Genomic DNA, 16,977 nt, shown 5'->3' with positions numbered 1-16,977 from the left:
CCCGGCCGGGTACACGACGGGGAGCGCGCCCTGTGATCCGGGCGGCCCGAAAGGTCTCCGGCTCGTCCACTCCAGTGCCAGCCCTCGGTCGACTGAGCGACCTGCTGTGCGGCACGTCGCGGGGCGGATCGGGCGCCGGCCCGCGAGCGACGACGCGCGCACTCGGCGGGCGGCCACCGGCACGGGTGCCACCGCGACCGGGACGGGCGGCGGTCGATGCGGCCATGGTCTCGCGGAATCGGATCGCCGCACCGCCGCGGACGCTAGCCCGCCGCGGAGTCGGCGTGCGGAACGAGCGCGTCGGCGGAGAAACCGGCGGTCGGGCCGATCACCACGATCGCGGGTGGGCGGATGCCCTCGGCGCGAACCCGGGCGGCCACCGTGCCGAGATCGGCGCGCAGCACGCGCTGCGTGCGCAGCGTGCCCTCCTGGATGACGGTGGCGGGGGTACCCGCCGGACGACCGCCCTCCAGCAGCGCGGCGGCGAATTGTTCGATCCGCTCCACCGCCATCATCAGCACCAGGGTGCCGCGCAGCCGGGCCAGTGCGGGCCAGTCCACCAGCGAATCCGGGTGATCCGGCGCGACGTGCCCGCTCACCACCACGAACTCGTGGGTGACGCCGCGATGGGTGACCGGGATACCCGCCGCGGCGGGCACCGAGATGGGACTGGTGACGCCGGGCACCACCGTGACCGGGACCCCGGCGGCCACACAGGCCTCCAGCTCCTCGTACCCGCGCCCGAACACGTACGGGTCGCCGCCCTTGAGCCGCACCACGAACTTGCCCGCCTTCGCGCCTTCGATCAGCGCGTTGTTGATCGCTTCCTGCGCCATCGCCCGTCCGTACGGGATCTTGGCGGCGTCGACCACCTCGACCTCGGGCCCGAGCTCGGCGAGCAGTTCCGGCGGCGCGAGCCGGTCGGCCACCACCAGATCCGCCCTGGCCAGCAGCCGCCGTCCGCGCACGGTGATCAGGTCGGGATCACCGGGCCCACCGCCCACCAGGGCGACACCGGGCGCGATCGGCGTCGAGTCGTCGCTCACGACACCGGATTGCAGGGCTTCCAGCAACGCGTTGCGCACGGCCGCCGAGCGCCGGTGCTGCCCGCTTGCGAGCACACCGAGGGTGAGCCCGTCGTAGCGCGCGGTGGCCGGGGTGACCGCCGTGCCCAGCCGTGCCGTGTCGGCCCGCACGCAGAAGACCCGCCGCCGGGTCGCCTCGGCCACCACCGCCGCGTTGGTCTCGGGTTCGTCGGTGCACGCGATCGCGTACCAGGCGCCGTCGAGGTCGCCGTCGGCGTAATCGCGCAGCGTGACGGTGATCTGCCCGGAGCTCGCCATTCCCTCGACCGCGGGCGTGACGGCACGACTCACGACGTGGACGTCCGCGCCGGAGGCGATCAGCAGGCCCAGCCTGCGCTGCGCCACCGACCCACCGCCGACCACGACGACACGCCGTCCGTGCAGATCGAGCCCGACCAGGTAGTTCGGGTCGCCGGTGGGCTGCTCTTGCGTTGCGTCTGACGTGTTCGGCACAAGTTTCGAGCCTACGGCGTGACCGTCGGGCACCGGCAATCGACCGGCACGCCCGCACGGACGACGCAACGACCGCGCGGCCGGGCAAACCTACTGTGACCAGCGGTAACAAGCGATTCGGCGGTCCGCGGCGGTAGGTTGCGGTGTAGTCGTCCAGCTCGGAAAGGCGGACCGATGAAGCAGCCGACACCGGCACGACTGCTCGACGTGGCCTACGACGAGGCGCTGCGCGGGCTCGCCGAGGGCGGGATCCCGATCGGCGCCGCCCTCTTCGACGCGGGCGGCACCCTGCTCGGGCGTGGCCGCAACCGCCGGGTGCAGTCCGGCGACCCCAGCATGCACGCCGAGACCGACGCCTTCCGCGCGGCGGGACGTCGCCGCGATTACCGCGACACCATCATGGTCACCACGCTTTCGCCGTGCTGGTATTGCAGCGGCCTGGTCCGTCAGTTCGGCATCGGTTCGGTGGTGGTCGGGGAGTCGCAGACCTTCTCCGGCGGGCACGAATGGCTCGCCGGGCACGGCGTCGCCGTCACCGTCCTGGAAGACCGGCGCTGCATCGACCTGATGACCCGCTTCATCGCCGAGCATCCCGCGCTGTGGCACGAGGACATCGGATTCGCCGACGATCTCGAGGCTTGACCCGAGCCGCGGGCGGCTCAGCGGAAATACGGATATTCCTGCACCCAATGAAAACCACGGCTGCGCAAGGGGAAGTCCTCGAGCGCGACCGAGGTCAGCGCCACCGATACCGGCTGCCCGGCGAGCGTGCCCGTCAAGGTCAGCCGTTCGGGCGCGGGCCGGTCGAAGCCGAAACTGCCCAGCGGTTGCGGTCCCCCGCTGACGGCCGTCGGCGGCGCGGCCATGACAAGCGTGCGCGCGCCGGGATCGACCATGGCGAGCACCGGGACCAACTGACCGTCCATTCGTTGCACGGTCGCCCCGTCCCGGTCGAAAACGATTTTCTGCCAACGTAATTGATCGGTGCTCAACGGTGGAAGCGGGTTGCCGTCCACGCTGAAGTCGGTGACCGCCCAGATGCCGTACAGCGGAGGTTCCGGCCGCCCGGCTCCCTCTTCGTTCCACCTTTCCCAGCCGGTGTAGGCGTTCGAGAACACCAGCCACACCCCGAGCGCGATCTGCGCCGCGGCCGCGATCCGACGGGCACGGGGCGAGTGCAGCAACGGCGGTGTCGTCGACGGTCCGGTGGGCCGGTCCAGTACGAGCGCGTTCGCCAGACGCCCGGCCTCCGGAACGAGCAGCACCAGGCACAGCGACATCAGGTGGAACGACAGGATTTTCGCGGGCACGTCGTAGGTCATGTCCAGCACGAACACCTGTGTCGTGCATACCAAGGCGAGCATGGCGCCCACCAGCGCGGTGCGCGGTACGAACAGCAGCACACCGGCGAGCAGTTCTGCCGAGCCCAGCAGGATCTCGTACTGCGGCGACACCCCGATGTGGTTCCAGAGCACCGCCATCGGACTGAAGTTCCCGTAGGGCTCGAGCAATCGGCTCAGCGGTGTGGGCGGCATCTGGGTCGGGACGGCCTTCGCCATGCCGTAGGAGACCAGCTGCCCCGCCAGGCACAAACGCACGAACAGCAGGAACCACGGTTGCACGGCGCGGTAATGCGGCCGCTGCCGATCCAGCACGCTCCAGAGCAGGGTTCCGAACACCGCGGCCACCAGGACGACGAACACCAGCACCCAGAAGTACGCCTGGTCACCGCTGATCGAAGCGGTGTTCGCCGCGACGGACGCGCCGAACACGCGCGTCCCGACCCCCTCCACCACCGGACGCAGCGCGCGGGCCGCGCCGTAGTTCACCCAGTCCGGCAGCCTTTCGCGCGTCAGTCCGAGGAACTCCGGGACGATCGACGGATACGCCAGGCAGAACAGTCCGAAGTACAGGAAGCCGAAACGGAACGTCACCCGGGTCGCCCCGCTCCACGGCCGGACTCCGGCGTCCTCCGCGCTAGCGGCGGCGTCTGTCCGATCCAGGATCGCTTCGGTCACGACGGCCCTCCAGTCCGAGTCGATGCAGACCGAAGGTATCGAAAAGAGCCGTGGCCGTAGGGGATTTCAGCGGAAGTACGGGTATTCCTGAACGAAGTGGAATCCCCGGCCGCGCAGCGGGAAGGAATTCAGGTCCATCCGGTCCAGCGACAGGGTCACCGGCGTTCCGTTCAGCTCACCCGTCAACGACAGCGTGTCGGTACCGGGTCGGGTGAAGGTGAAGGCGCCGAGGCGGGCGGGCGGAGCGCCTGCCGACTGGGGAGCCTCCGACAGAACAATGGTGTGCGCGGCCTCGTCGACCACCGCCACGACGGGCACGAACGAGTCGTCCATCTTCTGCACGGTCGTGCCATGGCGGTCGAAGACGAGCCGCCGCCAGCGGCCGTCGTCGGTGAGCAGCGGCGGCGCCGGATGCCCGTCCCTGGTGAACTCGCCGACGGTCCAGATGCCGTAGAGCGCGGGCTTCGGCGCGCCGTCACCCGACTCGCGCCAGGTGTGCCAGCCGATGTACACACCGCCGATCAGCACCCACAGGCCCAGAGCCACTTGCGCCGCCGCCGCGATCCGGTTCGCGCGGCGGGAACCGAACAGCGGCGGCTGCGCGGCCGGTTCGGACGGGCGTTCCAGCACGAGCAGGTTCGCCAACCGCCCGGCCTGCGGCGCCAGCACCACCAGCGAGAGCAGCAGCAAGTGGAACGAGAGGATCTTCACCGGCACGTCGTAGGTCATGTTCAGCACGAAGACCTGCGCCATGCTCACCAGACTGAGCAACGCGCCCGCCGTCGCGGTGCGCGGGAGGAACAGCAGCAGGCCACCGAGCACCTCGGCCGTACCGAGCAGGATTTCGTACATGGGCGCGGCGCCGACCTGGTTCCAGAGCACCGACGCCGGGCTCATCGTCCCGTACGGTTGCAGCAGCGCGGTCAGCGAAGGCGCGGGCATCTGCGACGGAATCGCCTTGGCCAGACCGTAGAAGAGTATTTGGCCGCCCAGGCACAGCCGGATGAACACCAGGAACCAGTTGCGCAGTGCCGTGTAGTCCCGACGGCGGCGATCGAGGATCGACCAGACGATCGTGATCAGCGCCGCGGCGACGAGTTCGCAGAAGATCAGCAGCCAGATCGCGGCCTGGTCGCCGCTGCCCGAATTCTCGTGCAAGACGGCTTCGACCCCGAAGACATGCTCGCCGACCCACCCGACCAGCGGGCTCGTCGTGCGCATCTGCCACAGGATCGCGCTCTCGGGCAGCCACTTGCTCAGTATCCCGGTGAAGACGAAGAGGATCTGGGCGAACAGCAGGCAGAACAGACCGAAGTAGGCGAAGACGAAGCGGAACGCGATCCGGGCCGGCAGGCTCCACGGCCGCCGCTCGCCACCGGTTCGCGCCTCGCCGCTCGTCAGGACTTCCATTTCGACGGTACGCACACCGCTCCCCTCGCAGGCCGACAGATTGGCCAGCCGAAAGTATCCGACCAGGTCATGGGATGACCTCCGGGAAAACCCTGGATTTCCGGGTACTTCTTTCGGCCTACGTGCCCGCCGCACCGAGCGGCGCCGGGATTCGTTCCCGGTTCCGGCCCGTCAATAACTAGAACGCGTTACAGTCGCGTATCCCGGCGCACCGCCAGCGGTGCACCCGGGCCGCACGTGTCAGGAGGACAATGATGACCGACGATCCGGACCCGGCACAGCGACAGCAGCTGACCGTCAGCGAACGCGACCTGGACACGCTCGCCGGGAACCTGGCGCGCTGGCTGAACGCGAAGGTCGCCGCGGACGAGTTGCCGCGCATCTCGGATCTGTCGCGTCCACAGTCCGGCGGCATGTCCAGCACCTCGATTTTGTTCGACGCCGAATGGACCGTCGGGGGTCGGGCGGAGCGCGGGTCGTTCGTGGCGCGGATGGCGCCCGAGGCCGGATCGTTCCCGGTCTTCGAGACCTACGACCTGGCCACCCAGTACCAGGTGATGGCCGGTGTCGCCGCGGCCACCGACGTGCCGGTGCCGGGCCTGTGCTGGCTGGAGAACGACGAAAAGCCGCTCGGCGCACCGTTCTTCGTCATGCGCCGGGTGGACGGACGGGTGCCTACGGACAACCCGCCGTACGTGTTCATCGGCTGGCTGTTCGATGCCGATCCCGCCGACCGCCTTCGGCTCACCCGCAACACCGTCGAGGTGATCGCGAAGATCCACGGCATCCCCGACCCGGCTGCGCACTTCCCGATGCTGAGCGGGCCGGGTGACTCGCTGCGCAGGCACGTCGCCGCGCAGCGCTCCTGGTACCGGTGGGCGCTCGCGGACGACGGCTACGAGATCCCACTCATCGAGCGAAGTTTCACCTGGCTGGAGGAGCACTGGCCCGCCGACCCAGGTCCGGATGTGCTCACTTGGGGCGACGCCCGCCCGGGCAACATCATCTACCGCGAATTCGACCCGGTGGCGGTGCTGGACTGGGAGATGGCCGCCCTCGGGCCGCGGGAACTCGACCTGGGCTGGGTGATCTTCATCCACCGGTTCTTCCAGGACCTGGCCACCCGCTTCGGGCAGCCGGGGCTCCCCGATTTCCTCCGCCGCGACGACGTGGTGTCGAAATACGAGGAGCTGACCGGTCACACGGTGCGCGATCTCGATTTCTACCTCGTGTACGCCGCGCTGCGGCACGCGATCGTGATGGCGCGTGTGAAACGCAGGATGATCCACTTCGGCGAGGACACCGACACGCCGGACCGCGACGACTACGTCATGCACCGGGCAAGCCTGGAAGCGCTGCTCGACGGAACCTACGAATGGGACTGATCATGCCTGTGCCCTTGGACGAGTACCCGATCCACCAGACCCCGCTGTCGCTGGCCCGGATGGCCAGTAGCGATCGGAACTTCTACGACCGCAGCTACTTCAACGCGCACGACCGCGACGGCGGCACGTTCCTGATCACCGGTCTCGGCGTGTACCCCAACCTCGGGGTGACCGACGCCTACGCCGCCGTCCGGCGCGGCGACACGGTGCGCGCGGTGCGCTTCTCCGACGCGCTCGGCGACCGGAGCCTCGACCAGCGCGTCGGCGGCTACCGCGTCGAAGTGATCGAACCGCTGCGGCGCATCCGGGTGGTCTGCGAGCACGACGATCTCGGCTTCGACCTGACCTGGACCGGGGCCTTCCCCGCCGTGCAGGAACAACCGCACCTGATCCTCGCGGGCAACCGGCCGATCATCGACGCGTCCCGATTCGCGCAGGTCGGCTCGTGGGCGGGAACGCTGCACGTGGACGGCGACGACATCATGGTCGACCCGGCGGTGTGGACCGGGACCAGGGATCGTTCGTGGGGCATCCGCCCGGTCGGCGAGACCGAGCCGGCCGGACGCGCGGCCGCCGAGCCCTCGGGCGGATTCTGGTGGCTCTACGTGCCGCTGCGGTTCGACGACTTCGCCGTCGTGGTCATCGTGCAGGAGGAGCCGGACGGCAGGCGCACCCTCAACGACGCGACCCGGATCTGGCCGGACGGACGCACCGAACAGCTCGGCTGGCCCCGCATCGCCATCGACTATCGTTCTGGCACAAGGTTTCCCGTCGGGGCGCGACTGGAGCTGACCACGCCGGACGGCAAACCCCTGGAGATCGAGATCACGCCGGGCACGGGCGTTCCCTTGCACGTCGGGTGCGGCTACGGCGGCGATCCCGACTGGCAGCACGGCCAGTGGAAAGGCCGCGACTGGTCCTCCTCCAGCCGCTACGACCTCACCGACCCCGGGATCGCCGCCCGCATCCCCTACGGCGTCACCGACCACGTGGCCCGCGCCCGCTGCGGCGACGCCGAAGGCTGGGGCCTGTTCGAGCACGCCAGCATCGGCCGCCACGACCCCACCGGCTTCGCCGACTGGGGCTCGGTCGCTCCCTGAAACAGGGGCCGGAGCAGGGTCGAACGGCTCTATCGCTCATACAGCGCTGCAGCGAGCACCACGCCGTGCACGACGCGCTTGGACAGCACCAGCGGCCCGCCTTCGGCGGCGAGCAGCGCCGCGGCCTCCGCGACGCTGGCCGTGCCGATGGCGGCACGCGTCCGGTCTCCCGGGTTCGGGACGGTGACCGCCGCCAGTTCGTCGGCGGAGTAGGACCGTAGCGGCACCCTGAGGTCAGCGGCGACCGCGCGCAGTCCGGGTTCGGCGGAGCGCCGCGTGATGGTGGCGAGGCACACGATCCGATGGTCGCCCACGCTCTCGTGCAGGGCAGCGCGAATCGTGCGGGCCGAAGTACGCGGTCGCAGGCCGATGCCGACGACGATCTCAGCGGACGGCACGGGAACTCGCGAAACGCACTGTCTCCGTTACGAATCGACGCACCGCCTGGGGATTCCCCGCCGGATGTGTATGCAGGTACGAGGCATGCACGTTGCCGCTGAGCGCCCCTTCCTGGACGCGCTCTCCCGCGCTTCCGCGCCATCCCCACGCCGGATTCCGTGGCGGCGCGGACACCACGCGCGTGCGGTGGAATTCGTGCCCACGGACCCGTTCCCCGGCCCGCCACAACGGCGAGTCGGCGAGCGCGACGGCGTCTCGGTAACCGAGCGTCAGGCGCGGCCCGAACGCGGCGTCGGCCTCCACCACTCCGGCCATCGGGTGCCCGTCCAGCGAACGGGTCAGATACAGCAGCCCGGCGCATTCGGCATGGACCGGCATCCCGTGGCGGGCGGCTTCGGCCACCGCCCGCAACAGGCCGGAATTGGCGGCCAGCTCTGCGGCGTGCTCCTCGGGGAAGCCACCTGGCAGCACCAACCCTGCTGTCCCGGCGGGCAATTCGTCGTGCAGCGGATCGAAGACGACCACTTGTGCCCCCGCGGCCGTCAGCAACTCGCGGTGCTCGGCATAGCCGAACGTGAACGCCGGGCCACCCGCCACGGCGATCAGCGGACCCTCCCGATCGGCGGGTCCGCCGATGACGATCGCGCCGTCCGTGCTTTCGTCGGCTCGCGAGATACCACCAGGCTCCGTGGAGACGCGCGAGTCCCGATCACCGCCGACAAATGTCGTCGCCGCCATGTCACCGGCTTCACCGAGCGACGCCGCGGTGTCCTCTACCCCTTCGAGCCCACGCACGGCCGCGGCGGGATCCCACGCGGGTCCCGCCACCGACGAGCGAGCGAGTGCGGCGACGGCGTGCAGGTCCACATGCGCGGCGACAAGGTCCGTCATCGCCGCCACCGCCGCTGTCGCGGCAGAACCGTGTTCCACGGCCGGGATCAAGCCGAGATGCCGGGAAGGCACCTCGAGTTCGGCCAGGCGCGGCAACGACCCGAGCACCGGCAGCCCGACGCGATCGCAGGCGGCGCGCAGCACTTGGTCGTGCCGTTCGCTGCCGACCCGATTCAGGATCACACCGCCGAGCCGGACGCCGCTGTCGAAGGTCGCGAATCCGTGCAGCAGCGCCGCCAGGCTCTGGCTGTGCCCGCGCGCGTCGACCACCAGCACCACCGGCGCCCCGAGCAGAGCCGCGACCTGCGCCGTCGAACCCTCCGCCACCGCGCCGGAATAGTGTTCATCGATCCGCCCGTCGAACAGCCCCATCACGCCCTCGACCACGGCGAGATCGCACCCCCGCGCGCCGTGCCGGTACAACGGCACAACCCGTTCCTCCCCCACCAGCACCGGATCCAGATTCCTCCCCGGCCGCCCCGCCGCCAACCCGTGATATCCCGGATCGATGTAATCCGGCCCCACCTTGAACGGCGCCACCCGATGCCCCACCCGCCGCAACGCCCCCACCAACCCGGTCGCCACCGTCGTCTTCCCGCTCCCCGACGCCGGCGCCGCCACCACAACGGCTCTCATCCCCGCCTCCGCTTCACGAGTGGTACACCCTCGTGCGGCCCTCTCGCGATTCGCCGCAGCCATGTGCCACTCGCGGAGATCACCATTCGATGCCTCGTTGGCCTTTGCGGCCCGCGTCCATGGGGTGTTTGAGTTTGGTCATTTCGGTGACCAGGTCGGCGGCTTCGAGGAGGGGTTGGGGGGCGTCGCGGCCGGTGATGACGACGTGTTGGTTTCCGGGGCGGGTGCGGAGGGTTTCGACTACTTCGGCGGTGTCCACCCAGCCCCATTTGAGGGGGTAGGTGAATTCGTCGAGGACGTAGAAGCGGTGTTGTTCGGTTCCCAGGCGGCGGGCGATCTCCTGCCAGCCCGCCAGCGCGGCCGCGGCGTGGTCGTCTTCGGTGCCCTGTTTGCGGGTCCAGGACCAGCCCTCGCCCATCTTGTGCCATTCGACCGGCCCACCCGCGCCGGTCTGCTCGTGCAGTGTGCCGAGAGCGCGGAAGGCGGCTTCCTCCCCGACCTTCCATTTGGCGCTCTTCACGAATTGGAACACCGCGACGTCGAAACCTTGGTTCCAGGCCCGCAGCGCCATCCCGAACGCGGCCGTCGACTTGCCCTTGCCCGGCCCCGTGTGCACGGCGAGCACCGGCTGGTTGCGCCGCTGCCGCGTGGTCAGTCCGTCGTCGGGAACGGTCTCGGGAACACCCTTGGGCATCGAATCTCCTTGCTCTCGACCTACAGCGTGTCCAGGTCGGAAGCCACGACCTCACACAACCGGCCCGGACCGAACGGGCGCGTGCTCGCTCGACCGATCGCGCCGCCCACCAGGCGAGTGCCGCCGAGCGGCACGTAGTGGACACGCCGATCGAAAGTCGCGGTCACGCCGCTCGAACCGCACCACTCGGGCGTGCGGAACTCGACCGCACGACATCGGCGACCGAATCGCCGGTCAGCTCGGCCAACCGCAGATATCCGCCGCGCAGGTCGCGAGCCAGATCCGCGGCGAGACCGAGGCGGATCATGCCGCGTTCGCAGTCGACCACGATCGAGGTGACCGCGTCCCTGGCGAGCAAGCGGGCCGCGGCACGGGCGCGGGGAACCGGGTCGGCGCCACCGGTGGCGCGGCCATCGGTGAGCAGCACCAGCATGGGCCTGCGGCGCGGATCCCGCACCCGCTCGCGCAGCACGATCTCGCGCGCCTTCAGCAGGCCCGCGGCCAGCGGCGTCTTCCCGCCCGTGCGCATCCCGGACAACCGGCGCACCGCGATGTCGACCGACGAGGTGGGCGGCAGCACGAGTTCGGCCTCGGCACCCCGCACGGTGACGACGGCGACCTTGTCGCGGCGCTGGTAGGCATCGCGCAGCAGCGTGACGACCGCGCCGGTGACCGCGGACAACCGGTCGCGGGCGGCCATCGAGCCGGAGGCGTCGACGACGAACACGACCAGATTCCCTTCGCGGCCTTCCCGATACGCACCACGGAGGTCCTCGGCAGCCAGCCGCAACGGCCCGGCGGCCCGCCCGCGCGCATGCTGATGCGGCGCGGCCGCGAACACGGTGCCGAGCAGGTGCAGCCCCGAGGAGGTGTCGGTGCTGGAACGCACCGCTCGCCCGTGCCGGGATTCCGCGCGTGAGCGGCGCCCCGGAGCGCCCTCGCCGACTCCGGGCACTTCCCAGCGCGGTGTCCGCGCACCAGCGGAAACCGGTATGCCGGTATGACCTTCACCCGAGCGCCCGCCACCCGGACCGTCCGGCGGCGACGGGTCTTCATGGCCTCCGCCCGGACCTTCCGGCGGTAGGGGGTCGTCCGGGGCGTCCCCGGGACGAGCCCGTCTTTCGTCGTCCGTCACCGCACCGTCGGCCTCCCCGGCGTCCTGCTGCGCGGACGACGGCTGTTCGCGTTGCGCCTCCGCGGCGGCGTCGCGCATGGCGTCGTCGAGCTGTTGCTCGCTGATGCCGGGCTCGTCGAACGGATCGCGCCTGCGCCGGTGCGGCAACGCCAGTTCGGCGGCCACCCGCACGTCGTCCTCGGTCACCGCGTCGCCGCCGCGCCATGCGGCGTGCGCTGTCGCGGTGCGCGCGACGACCAGGTCGGCGCGCATGCCGTCGACGTCGAACGCGGCGCACAGCGCGGCGATCCGGCGCAGCTCCACATCGTCGAGCGCCACCTGTCCCAGCCGGTCGCGAGCGGCGAGAATCCGTTCGGCCACTTCCTGGTCGGCCTCGGCGTACCCGGCGGCGAATCGGGCCGGGTCGGCCTCGTAGTCCAGCCTGCGGCGCACCACCGCCATGCGCACGTCCACGTCCCGGGAGGCGGCCACGTCCACGGTCAGGCCGAATCGATCCAGCAGCTGTGGACGCAGCTCGCCCTCTTCTGGATTCATGGTGCCGACCAGAACGAATCGCGCCGGGTGCGAATGCGACACACCGTCGCGCTCGATGTGCACCCGGCCCATCGCCGCGGCGTCCAGCAGCACGTCCACCAGATGGTCGTGCAGCAGATTGACCTCATCGACGTACAGCACACCGTGATGGGCGGCGGCCAGCAGGCCGGGACGGAACGCCTGCTCCCCGTCGCGCAGCACCCGCTCCAAGTCCAGCGAGCCGACCACGCGGTCCTCGGTCGCACCCACCGGCAACTCCACCAAGCGAGCGGGCCGGGCGCCGGTCTCGTCCACCACCGGCGGGAGCAACTGCGCCAGCGCGCGCACCACGGTCGATTTCGCGGTGCCCTTCTCGCCGCGCACCAGCACGCCGCCGATACCGGGATGCACCGCGCAGAGAATCAGCGCCAGTTGCAGCCGTTCCTGCCCGACCACCGCCGAGAAGGGAAATCCCGCCTCACCGTCCGAGGTGGAAAGTGTTCGGCCGCGCTGATCGGACGTAGGCACTGTTTCGGCATGGGACAGGGACACGCCCCAACTCTAAGGGCGCGCCCGCACCCATCCGACAGGGCCCTTCGATTCAGAACCGATGCGGGCGGGCCCCGAAAGCGCCGCACCCGCCCCGGAGACTTCCGGAGCGGGTGCGAATGGCGGGTGGAGTGGCTACTCGCCTCCCCTGCGCATCGGCACGTGCGCGATGCCGTCTTCCTCGAACTCCGGGCCGTCGACCTTGAAGCCGTGCTTGGTGTACAGGTCGATCAGGTAGCTCTGCGCGCTCAGGCGCACCGTCGCCGAACCCACCTCGGCCAGCGCCGCCTGCAGCAGTCGCGTGGTGTACCCGTGTCCGCGAGCGGGGACCGCGGTGCAGAGCCTGCCGATGCGGAAGCTCTTCACACCGTCGCGGTGCTCTTCGCACAACCGCAGCGTGGCGATGACCTCGCCCTCGTCATCGAGCCAGAAGTGCCGGGTCTCGGGAAGCAGGTCCTTCCCGTCCAGTTCGGGGTACGCGCACTTCTGTTCGACGACGAAGACTTCGACGCGAAGTTTCAACAGCTGGTAGAGCGTCGCGGTATCGAGATCCTGCGCCCAGGAGCGTTTGAGAGCAACCGTTGACATCATCGCGCCTTGCTATCACAACCTAGGCGTTCGCCGCGACCCCTGCACGTCTCGGCGTGTTGTCGCCGCCGTCGACGAGGTTGAGCGCCTTGGAGGTCCAATCCCACACTTCGTGGAACAGCGCCGGGTCCTCCGAGAGCTTGACGCCCAGCGAGGGCACCATTTCCTTCAGCTTCGGCGTCCATTCGGCGTACTCCTGCGGGAAGCACCGCTGCAGCACGTCCAGCATTGCGGTCACGCAGGTGGAAGCGCCCGGGGACGCGCCGAGCAGACCGGCGATCGTGCCGTCCTGGGCGGCGATCACGGCGGTGCCGAACTCGAGCACGCCACCCGCGCCCTTGCGCCGGATCACCTGCACGCGCTGGCCCGCTGTAATCAGCTCCCAGTCCTTGGCCTCGGCGCGCGGGATGAACTCCGACAGCGTGATCACCTTGCCCGCCTCCGACTTCAGCAGCTCGCTGACCAGGTACTTGGTCAGGCCGAGTTCGGTGACGCCGACGCCGAGCAGCGAGAAGATGTTGTTCGGCCGCACCGACTTGAACAGGTCGGTGTTCTTGCCATCCTTGAGGAACTTCGGCGTCCAGCCCGCGTACGGGCCGAACAGCAGGCCCGGCTTGCCCTTGATGACGCGAGTGTCCAAGTGCGGCACCGACATCGGCGGAGCGCCGACCGCGGCCTTGCCGTACACCTTGGCCTCGTGCTGGTTGATCAGCGCCGGGTTCACGCAGCGGAAGAACTGACCGCTCACCGGGAACCCGCCGAAGCCCTTCGCTTCCTTAATATTCGCCTTCTGCAGCAGCGGCAGCGCGCCGCCGCCCGCGCCGACGAAGACGAACTTGCTGATCAGCGTGCGACTTTCACGGGTGCGTACATTGCGGACCGTGACCAGCCATGATCCGTCGGACTGCTTGGACAGGTCACGCACCTCGTGCCCGAAGGCCAGGTCGGCGCCGGAGGCGCCGAGGTAGGCGAGCAGTTCCTGGGTGAGCGAGCCGAAGTCGATGTCGGTGCCGCCGTCGGTCCAGTTCAACGCGATCGGATCGGAGAAGTCGCGCCCGCGCGCCATCAGCGGCAGGCGGCGGGAGAACTCGTCGGGGCTGTCGACGTACTCCATGCCCTCGAACAGCGGGTGCGGCGCCAGCGCCTCGTACCGCTTGCGCAGGTACTGCACGTCGTCGGCGCCGTGCACGAAGCTGACGTGCGGGATGGGGTTGATGAAGGCGGACGGATCGCGCAGGATGCCGTTCTCCACGCCGTAGGACCAGAACTGGCGGGAGACCTGGAAGCGCTCGTTGATGTCGACGGCCTTGGTGATGTCCACCGAGCCGTCGGGCCGCTGCGGGCTGTAGTTCAGCTCGCACAGCGCCGAGTGTCCGGTGCCCGCGTTGTTCCACGGATCGCTGCTCTCCGCGGCGGCGGCGTCGAGCCGCTCGAACAGGGAGATCGACCAGTCCGGCTGCAGCTGCCGCAGCAGCGCGCCGAGGGTGGCACTCATGATGCCGGCACCGATGAGTACTACATCGGTCTTTTCAGTCATGGCAGCGTTCGGCACGGGTAGATCGACTTCCTTGTCTGCGCGGGCCCACCGGGCGGGTGGACCAGCCTGGGCACGGTGTAGTTGTGGCTCGGTTCCGGCGTCCGCCGGTTCCGAACGGCATGGCGGGAGTCAGGTTACCCGCCGTTCACCTAAGCCCAATTGTGCACCTCACCACGCCGCCACCCCGCAGCGAACCTGCAGAATGTGCGGAATGCGACAGAGACGGTCGTCACTTCGGCGGCCGGGCGGCGGCCGCGGACTGTCCGCGTTCGACACCGTCCAATAGATTGGTCGCGTGACGAACGAACAGTCGCTTGCCGAGCCGGTCAGCACCTCCCCGGATGGCGCAGGCTGGCGCCCCGACGTCCTCGGCCCGCACTATCAGCAGCGCACGCTGGACCTCGGTCCCGACCCCGACGGTGAGGGCGAGGTGGTCGCCACGCTGGTGCGCTACGTCCCGTCCGGCGACGTCGAGCAGACCGCGGGCGCGGTGCTCTATGTCCATGGCTTCACCGATTACTTCTTCCAGGAGCACCTGGCCGAGCACTTCACCGCGCGCGGGTTCCAGTTCTATGCTCTCGACCTGCGTAAATGCGGGCGGTCGCTGCGTGAAGGGCAGACCCCCCACTATGTGACGGATCTCGCTTTCTACGACCGCGAGCTGGCGGAGTCGCTGCGGATCGTCCGGGCCGAGACCGGTGCTCCCGTCGTGCTCAACGCCCACTCGACCGGCGGCCTGGTCGTGTCGCTGTGGCTGGACCGGCTCAATCGGGCCCAGGGCACGGCCGCCGCGGGGATCACCGGCGTCGTGCTCAACAGCCCGTGGTTCGACCTGCAGGGTCCCGCGTACTACCGGAGCATCGGAACGCCGATCATCAAGGCCGTGGGACGGTTCCGGAAGATGGTCCAGCTGCCCGGCGGCAAGATCAGCACCTACGGCGACAGCCTGCACCACTCGGCGTCCGGTGAGTGGGAGTACAACCTGGACTGGAAGCCGTTGCAGGGCTTTCCAGTCCGGCTCGGCTGGCTGCGCGCGATCCGCAACGGCCACGCGCGGCTGCACCAGGGCCTGGACATCGGGGTGCCCTCCCTGATCCTGCGCTCCCGGATGACCAAGTTCGCCAAACAGTACGGTCCCGCCGTGGCCGTGGCCGACGCGGTGCTCGACGTCAAACAGATCCAGCGCTGGTCGGGTTGCCTTGGCGACCGCACCAACATGGTGCCGATCGACGGCGCCAAGCACGACGTGTTCCTGTCCGGCCCGGAACCGCTGGCCCAGGCGTTCCGCGAGCTCGACAGCTGGCTCGACTGGCTCGCGGACTACCAGGGCGCGAAGTCACCAGAGGCTGGTGCGTAGCACGATCTCGGTGGCCAGCTCGTGGTCGGCTTCGGTGGCCACGTCGGTGACGTCGACCTCGACCACCCGGAATTCGCCGTAGACGAACCGCCCCGACGTGTCGGCCACCGAGCGCGGCAGATTCTTGGTCACCAAGAGCGTGGTGGGCACCTCGACCGGACCGGTGGACGCATCCACCACCGTTCCGTCGGCGCCGGGAGTCGCCGGGTGGCCGCGATCGGCCACGACCAGGCTCTGGAAGCGGCCGAAGCCGTGTGCGCACGCCTGCCAGGCCAGCACGGCACCCGCGCCGCATCCGGCCACGTTGACCCACGGCAACCCCAGCTCATCGAGGATCGCGGTCACACCGGCCGCGTCGAGGCCGTCGATCGACTCCACCGCGAAGGTGCGCAGATCCGAGGTGTGCAGGCGAGCGCACACCCGATCGAAGACGTCCGCCGGCTCGCCCGCGTCGGGCAGCAGCAGCACGCTGTGCCGGGATTCCGGTCCGTCGATCCGCACGGTCCACGCCCGGTCACCCACCGTGATCTGCCGAGATTCCATGCCGATTCACGCTACACGGCTCGCGGCGCCGTGGCGGCGGGTCCGGGGTGGCGGAATCAGGCGAGCAGGCGCATCCCGGCCCGCTCACCTGCGTTGTGGTCGAAGGTGACGGTCAGGTCACACCCGGCCTCCTGGCCGAGCTGCTGGATCAGCGCGTCGGCGAAGTCCGCGCCGTCGGCGGCCCGGCGCAGCGCCTGGCGAACGGTGTCGGCGCGCTCGACCACGATCTCGCTGGAATCGAGCAGTCCGAGCAACACGTCGGTGACCGCTTCGGGATCCTGTTTGTAGCCGCGGCGCAGCACCCAGTGGATCTCGGCGAGCACGATCATCGTGATGTAGCCGGGTTTGCTCTCGCTGAGCCCGTCGATCACCTGATTGGCGCGGGCGGATTGCTCCGGGTCGTCCTGGGTGAGGTAGCGGATCAGCACGTTCGCGTCCAGGCCGATCATTGCGCCTTCCCTTCCACCACGTTGCCCGCGATGGCCTCGTTCATCTCCCCGAGGCCGATCGGCGAGCCGGACCAGCCCACGATGCCCTTCAGCGACTTGATCGTGCGCGTTTCGGGCACCAGTTCGTAGGTGCCGCTGGGCGTGGGGACGAAGGCGACCCGCACTCCGGTACGCAATCCCATCGCCACACGCACGTCGATCGGGATGGTGATCTGCCCCTTACTGGTCACCGTCG

Annotated in this window: 17 protein-coding genes; 4 read left to right on the top strand and 13 right to left on the bottom strand. The window is 69.6% G+C overall.

The window, feature by feature from the left end:
- Nucleotides 1-263: 263 nt before the first annotated feature.
- Nucleotides 264-1,538 carry a uroporphyrinogen-III C-methyltransferase gene (gene cobA, locus ACIHAX_RS03755; protein WP_355070063.1) on the bottom strand — a complete coding sequence of 425 codons (1,275 nt, stop codon included), beginning with the start codon at nt 1,536-1,538 and terminating at the stop codon, nt 264-266.
- Between the two features lie 198 nt (nt 1,539-1,736).
- On the opposite strand from cobA, the gene ACIHAX_RS03750 reads away from it, so the two are divergent.
- A complete protein-coding gene (locus tag ACIHAX_RS03750; RefSeq protein ID WP_355070998.1) occupies nt 1,737-2,180 on the top strand; it encodes a nucleoside deaminase in 444 nt (147 codons plus the stop codon).
- 17 nt (nt 2,181-2,197) lie between these two features.
- Here ACIHAX_RS03750 and ACIHAX_RS03745 read toward each other — a convergent pair whose 3' ends face one another.
- Nucleotides 2,198-3,556 carry a DoxX family protein gene (locus ACIHAX_RS03745; RefSeq protein WP_397275644.1) on the bottom strand — a complete coding sequence of 453 codons (1,359 nt, stop codon included), beginning with the start codon at nt 3,554-3,556 and terminating at the stop codon, nt 2,198-2,200.
- Nucleotides 3,557-3,622: 66 nt separating this feature from the next.
- Complete coding sequence (locus tag ACIHAX_RS03740; RefSeq protein ID WP_397275642.1) at nt 3,623-4,981, bottom strand: DoxX family protein; 1,359 nt, start codon at nt 4,979-4,981, stop codon at nt 3,623-3,625.
- A gap of 239 nt (nt 4,982-5,220) precedes the next feature.
- Between ACIHAX_RS03740 and ACIHAX_RS03735 the strand changes: the two genes are divergently transcribed.
- Nucleotides 5,221-6,351, top strand: coding sequence for a phosphotransferase family protein (locus ACIHAX_RS03735; protein WP_397275640.1), 1,131 nt, complete (start codon nt 5,221-5,223; stop codon nt 6,349-6,351).
- A 2-nt stretch (nt 6,352-6,353) separates the two neighbouring features.
- On the top strand, nt 6,354-7,451 hold the full coding sequence (locus ACIHAX_RS03730; RefSeq protein WP_397275638.1) for a hypothetical protein: 1,098 nt from the start codon (nt 6,354-6,356) through the stop codon (nt 7,449-7,451).
- A 29-nt stretch (nt 7,452-7,480) separates the two neighbouring features.
- Here ACIHAX_RS03730 and ACIHAX_RS03725 read toward each other — a convergent pair whose 3' ends face one another.
- The 7 genes from ACIHAX_RS03725 to mqo all read right to left on the bottom strand — a co-directional run bounded on the left by ACIHAX_RS03725 (nt 7,481) and on the right by mqo (nt 14,393).
- Nucleotides 7,481-7,849 (bottom strand): cobalamin biosynthesis protein, encoded by a 369-nt coding sequence (locus tag ACIHAX_RS03725; RefSeq protein ID WP_355070053.1) that lies wholly within the window; start codon nt 7,847-7,849, stop codon nt 7,481-7,483.
- On the bottom strand, nt 7,836-9,377 hold the full coding sequence (locus tag ACIHAX_RS03720; protein ID WP_397275636.1) for a cobyrinate a,c-diamide synthase: 1,542 nt from the start codon (nt 9,375-9,377) through the stop codon (nt 7,836-7,838). The genes ACIHAX_RS03725 and ACIHAX_RS03720 overlap by 14 nt, the downstream gene beginning before the upstream one ends.
- A gap of 79 nt (nt 9,378-9,456) precedes the next feature.
- On the bottom strand, nt 9,457-10,071 hold the full coding sequence (gene cobO, locus ACIHAX_RS03715; RefSeq protein ID WP_364427024.1) for a cob(I)yrinic acid a,c-diamide adenosyltransferase: 615 nt from the start codon (nt 10,069-10,071) through the stop codon (nt 9,457-9,459).
- Between the two features lie 20 nt (nt 10,072-10,091).
- The gene (locus ACIHAX_RS03710; protein ID WP_397275633.1) at nt 10,092-10,238 is read right to left on the bottom strand and encodes a hypothetical protein; all 147 of its coding nucleotides are present in this window, start codon (nt 10,236-10,238) and stop codon (nt 10,092-10,094) included.
- Entirely contained in the window at nt 10,235-12,247 is a 2,013-nt protein-coding gene (locus tag ACIHAX_RS03705) for a magnesium chelatase subunit D family protein (protein WP_397275740.1), read from the bottom strand. The genes ACIHAX_RS03710 and ACIHAX_RS03705 overlap by 4 nt, the downstream gene beginning before the upstream one ends.
- Nucleotides 12,248-12,403: 156 nt before the next feature.
- Nucleotides 12,404-12,859, bottom strand: coding sequence for a GNAT family N-acetyltransferase (locus tag ACIHAX_RS03700; protein WP_356961386.1), 456 nt, complete (start codon nt 12,857-12,859; stop codon nt 12,404-12,406).
- A gap of 19 nt (nt 12,860-12,878) precedes the next feature.
- On the bottom strand, nt 12,879-14,393 hold the full coding sequence (gene mqo, locus ACIHAX_RS03695) for a malate dehydrogenase (quinone) (protein ID WP_397275631.1): 1,515 nt from the start codon (nt 14,391-14,393) through the stop codon (nt 12,879-12,881).
- 295 nt (nt 14,394-14,688) lie between these two features.
- Here mqo and ACIHAX_RS03690 point away from each other — a divergent pair, with 295 nt between their 5' ends.
- Nucleotides 14,689-15,750: an alpha/beta hydrolase gene (locus ACIHAX_RS03690; protein WP_355070041.1), complete on the top strand. Its 1,062-nt coding sequence runs from the start codon at nt 14,689-14,691 to the stop codon at nt 15,748-15,750.
- On the opposite strand, the gene ACIHAX_RS03685 is transcribed toward ACIHAX_RS03690, so the two are convergent.
- Genes ACIHAX_RS03685 through ACIHAX_RS03675 form a run of 3 tightly spaced genes read right to left on the bottom strand, consistent with a single transcriptional unit; the run spans nt 15,730 to nt 16,972 of the window.
- Nucleotides 15,730-16,293: an alpha/beta hydrolase gene (locus ACIHAX_RS03685; protein WP_355070039.1), complete on the bottom strand. Its 564-nt coding sequence runs from the start codon at nt 16,291-16,293 to the stop codon at nt 15,730-15,732. The two genes, ACIHAX_RS03690 and ACIHAX_RS03685, sit on opposite strands and share 21 nt — an antisense overlap.
- A 56-nt stretch (nt 16,294-16,349) precedes the next feature.
- Nucleotides 16,350-16,742 carry a PIN domain-containing protein gene (locus tag ACIHAX_RS03680; RefSeq protein WP_195149221.1) on the bottom strand — a complete coding sequence of 131 codons (393 nt, stop codon included), beginning with the start codon at nt 16,740-16,742 and terminating at the stop codon, nt 16,350-16,352.
- On the bottom strand, nt 16,739-16,972 hold the full coding sequence (locus ACIHAX_RS03675) for an AbrB/MazE/SpoVT family DNA-binding domain-containing protein (RefSeq protein WP_364427036.1): 234 nt from the start codon (nt 16,970-16,972) through the stop codon (nt 16,739-16,741). The genes ACIHAX_RS03680 and ACIHAX_RS03675 overlap by 4 nt, the downstream gene beginning before the upstream one ends.
- Nucleotides 16,973-16,977 lie beyond the last annotated feature (5 nt).

It is taken from the genome of Nocardia sp. NPDC051929, from assembly GCF_044548645.1.
Taxonomy (GTDB): domain Bacteria; phylum Actinomycetota; class Actinomycetes; order Mycobacteriales; family Mycobacteriaceae; genus Nocardia; species Nocardia sichangensis.
The sequence above is the reverse complement of the archived record's forward strand: the minus strand, read 5'-3'. Positions and strand labels throughout refer to the sequence as shown.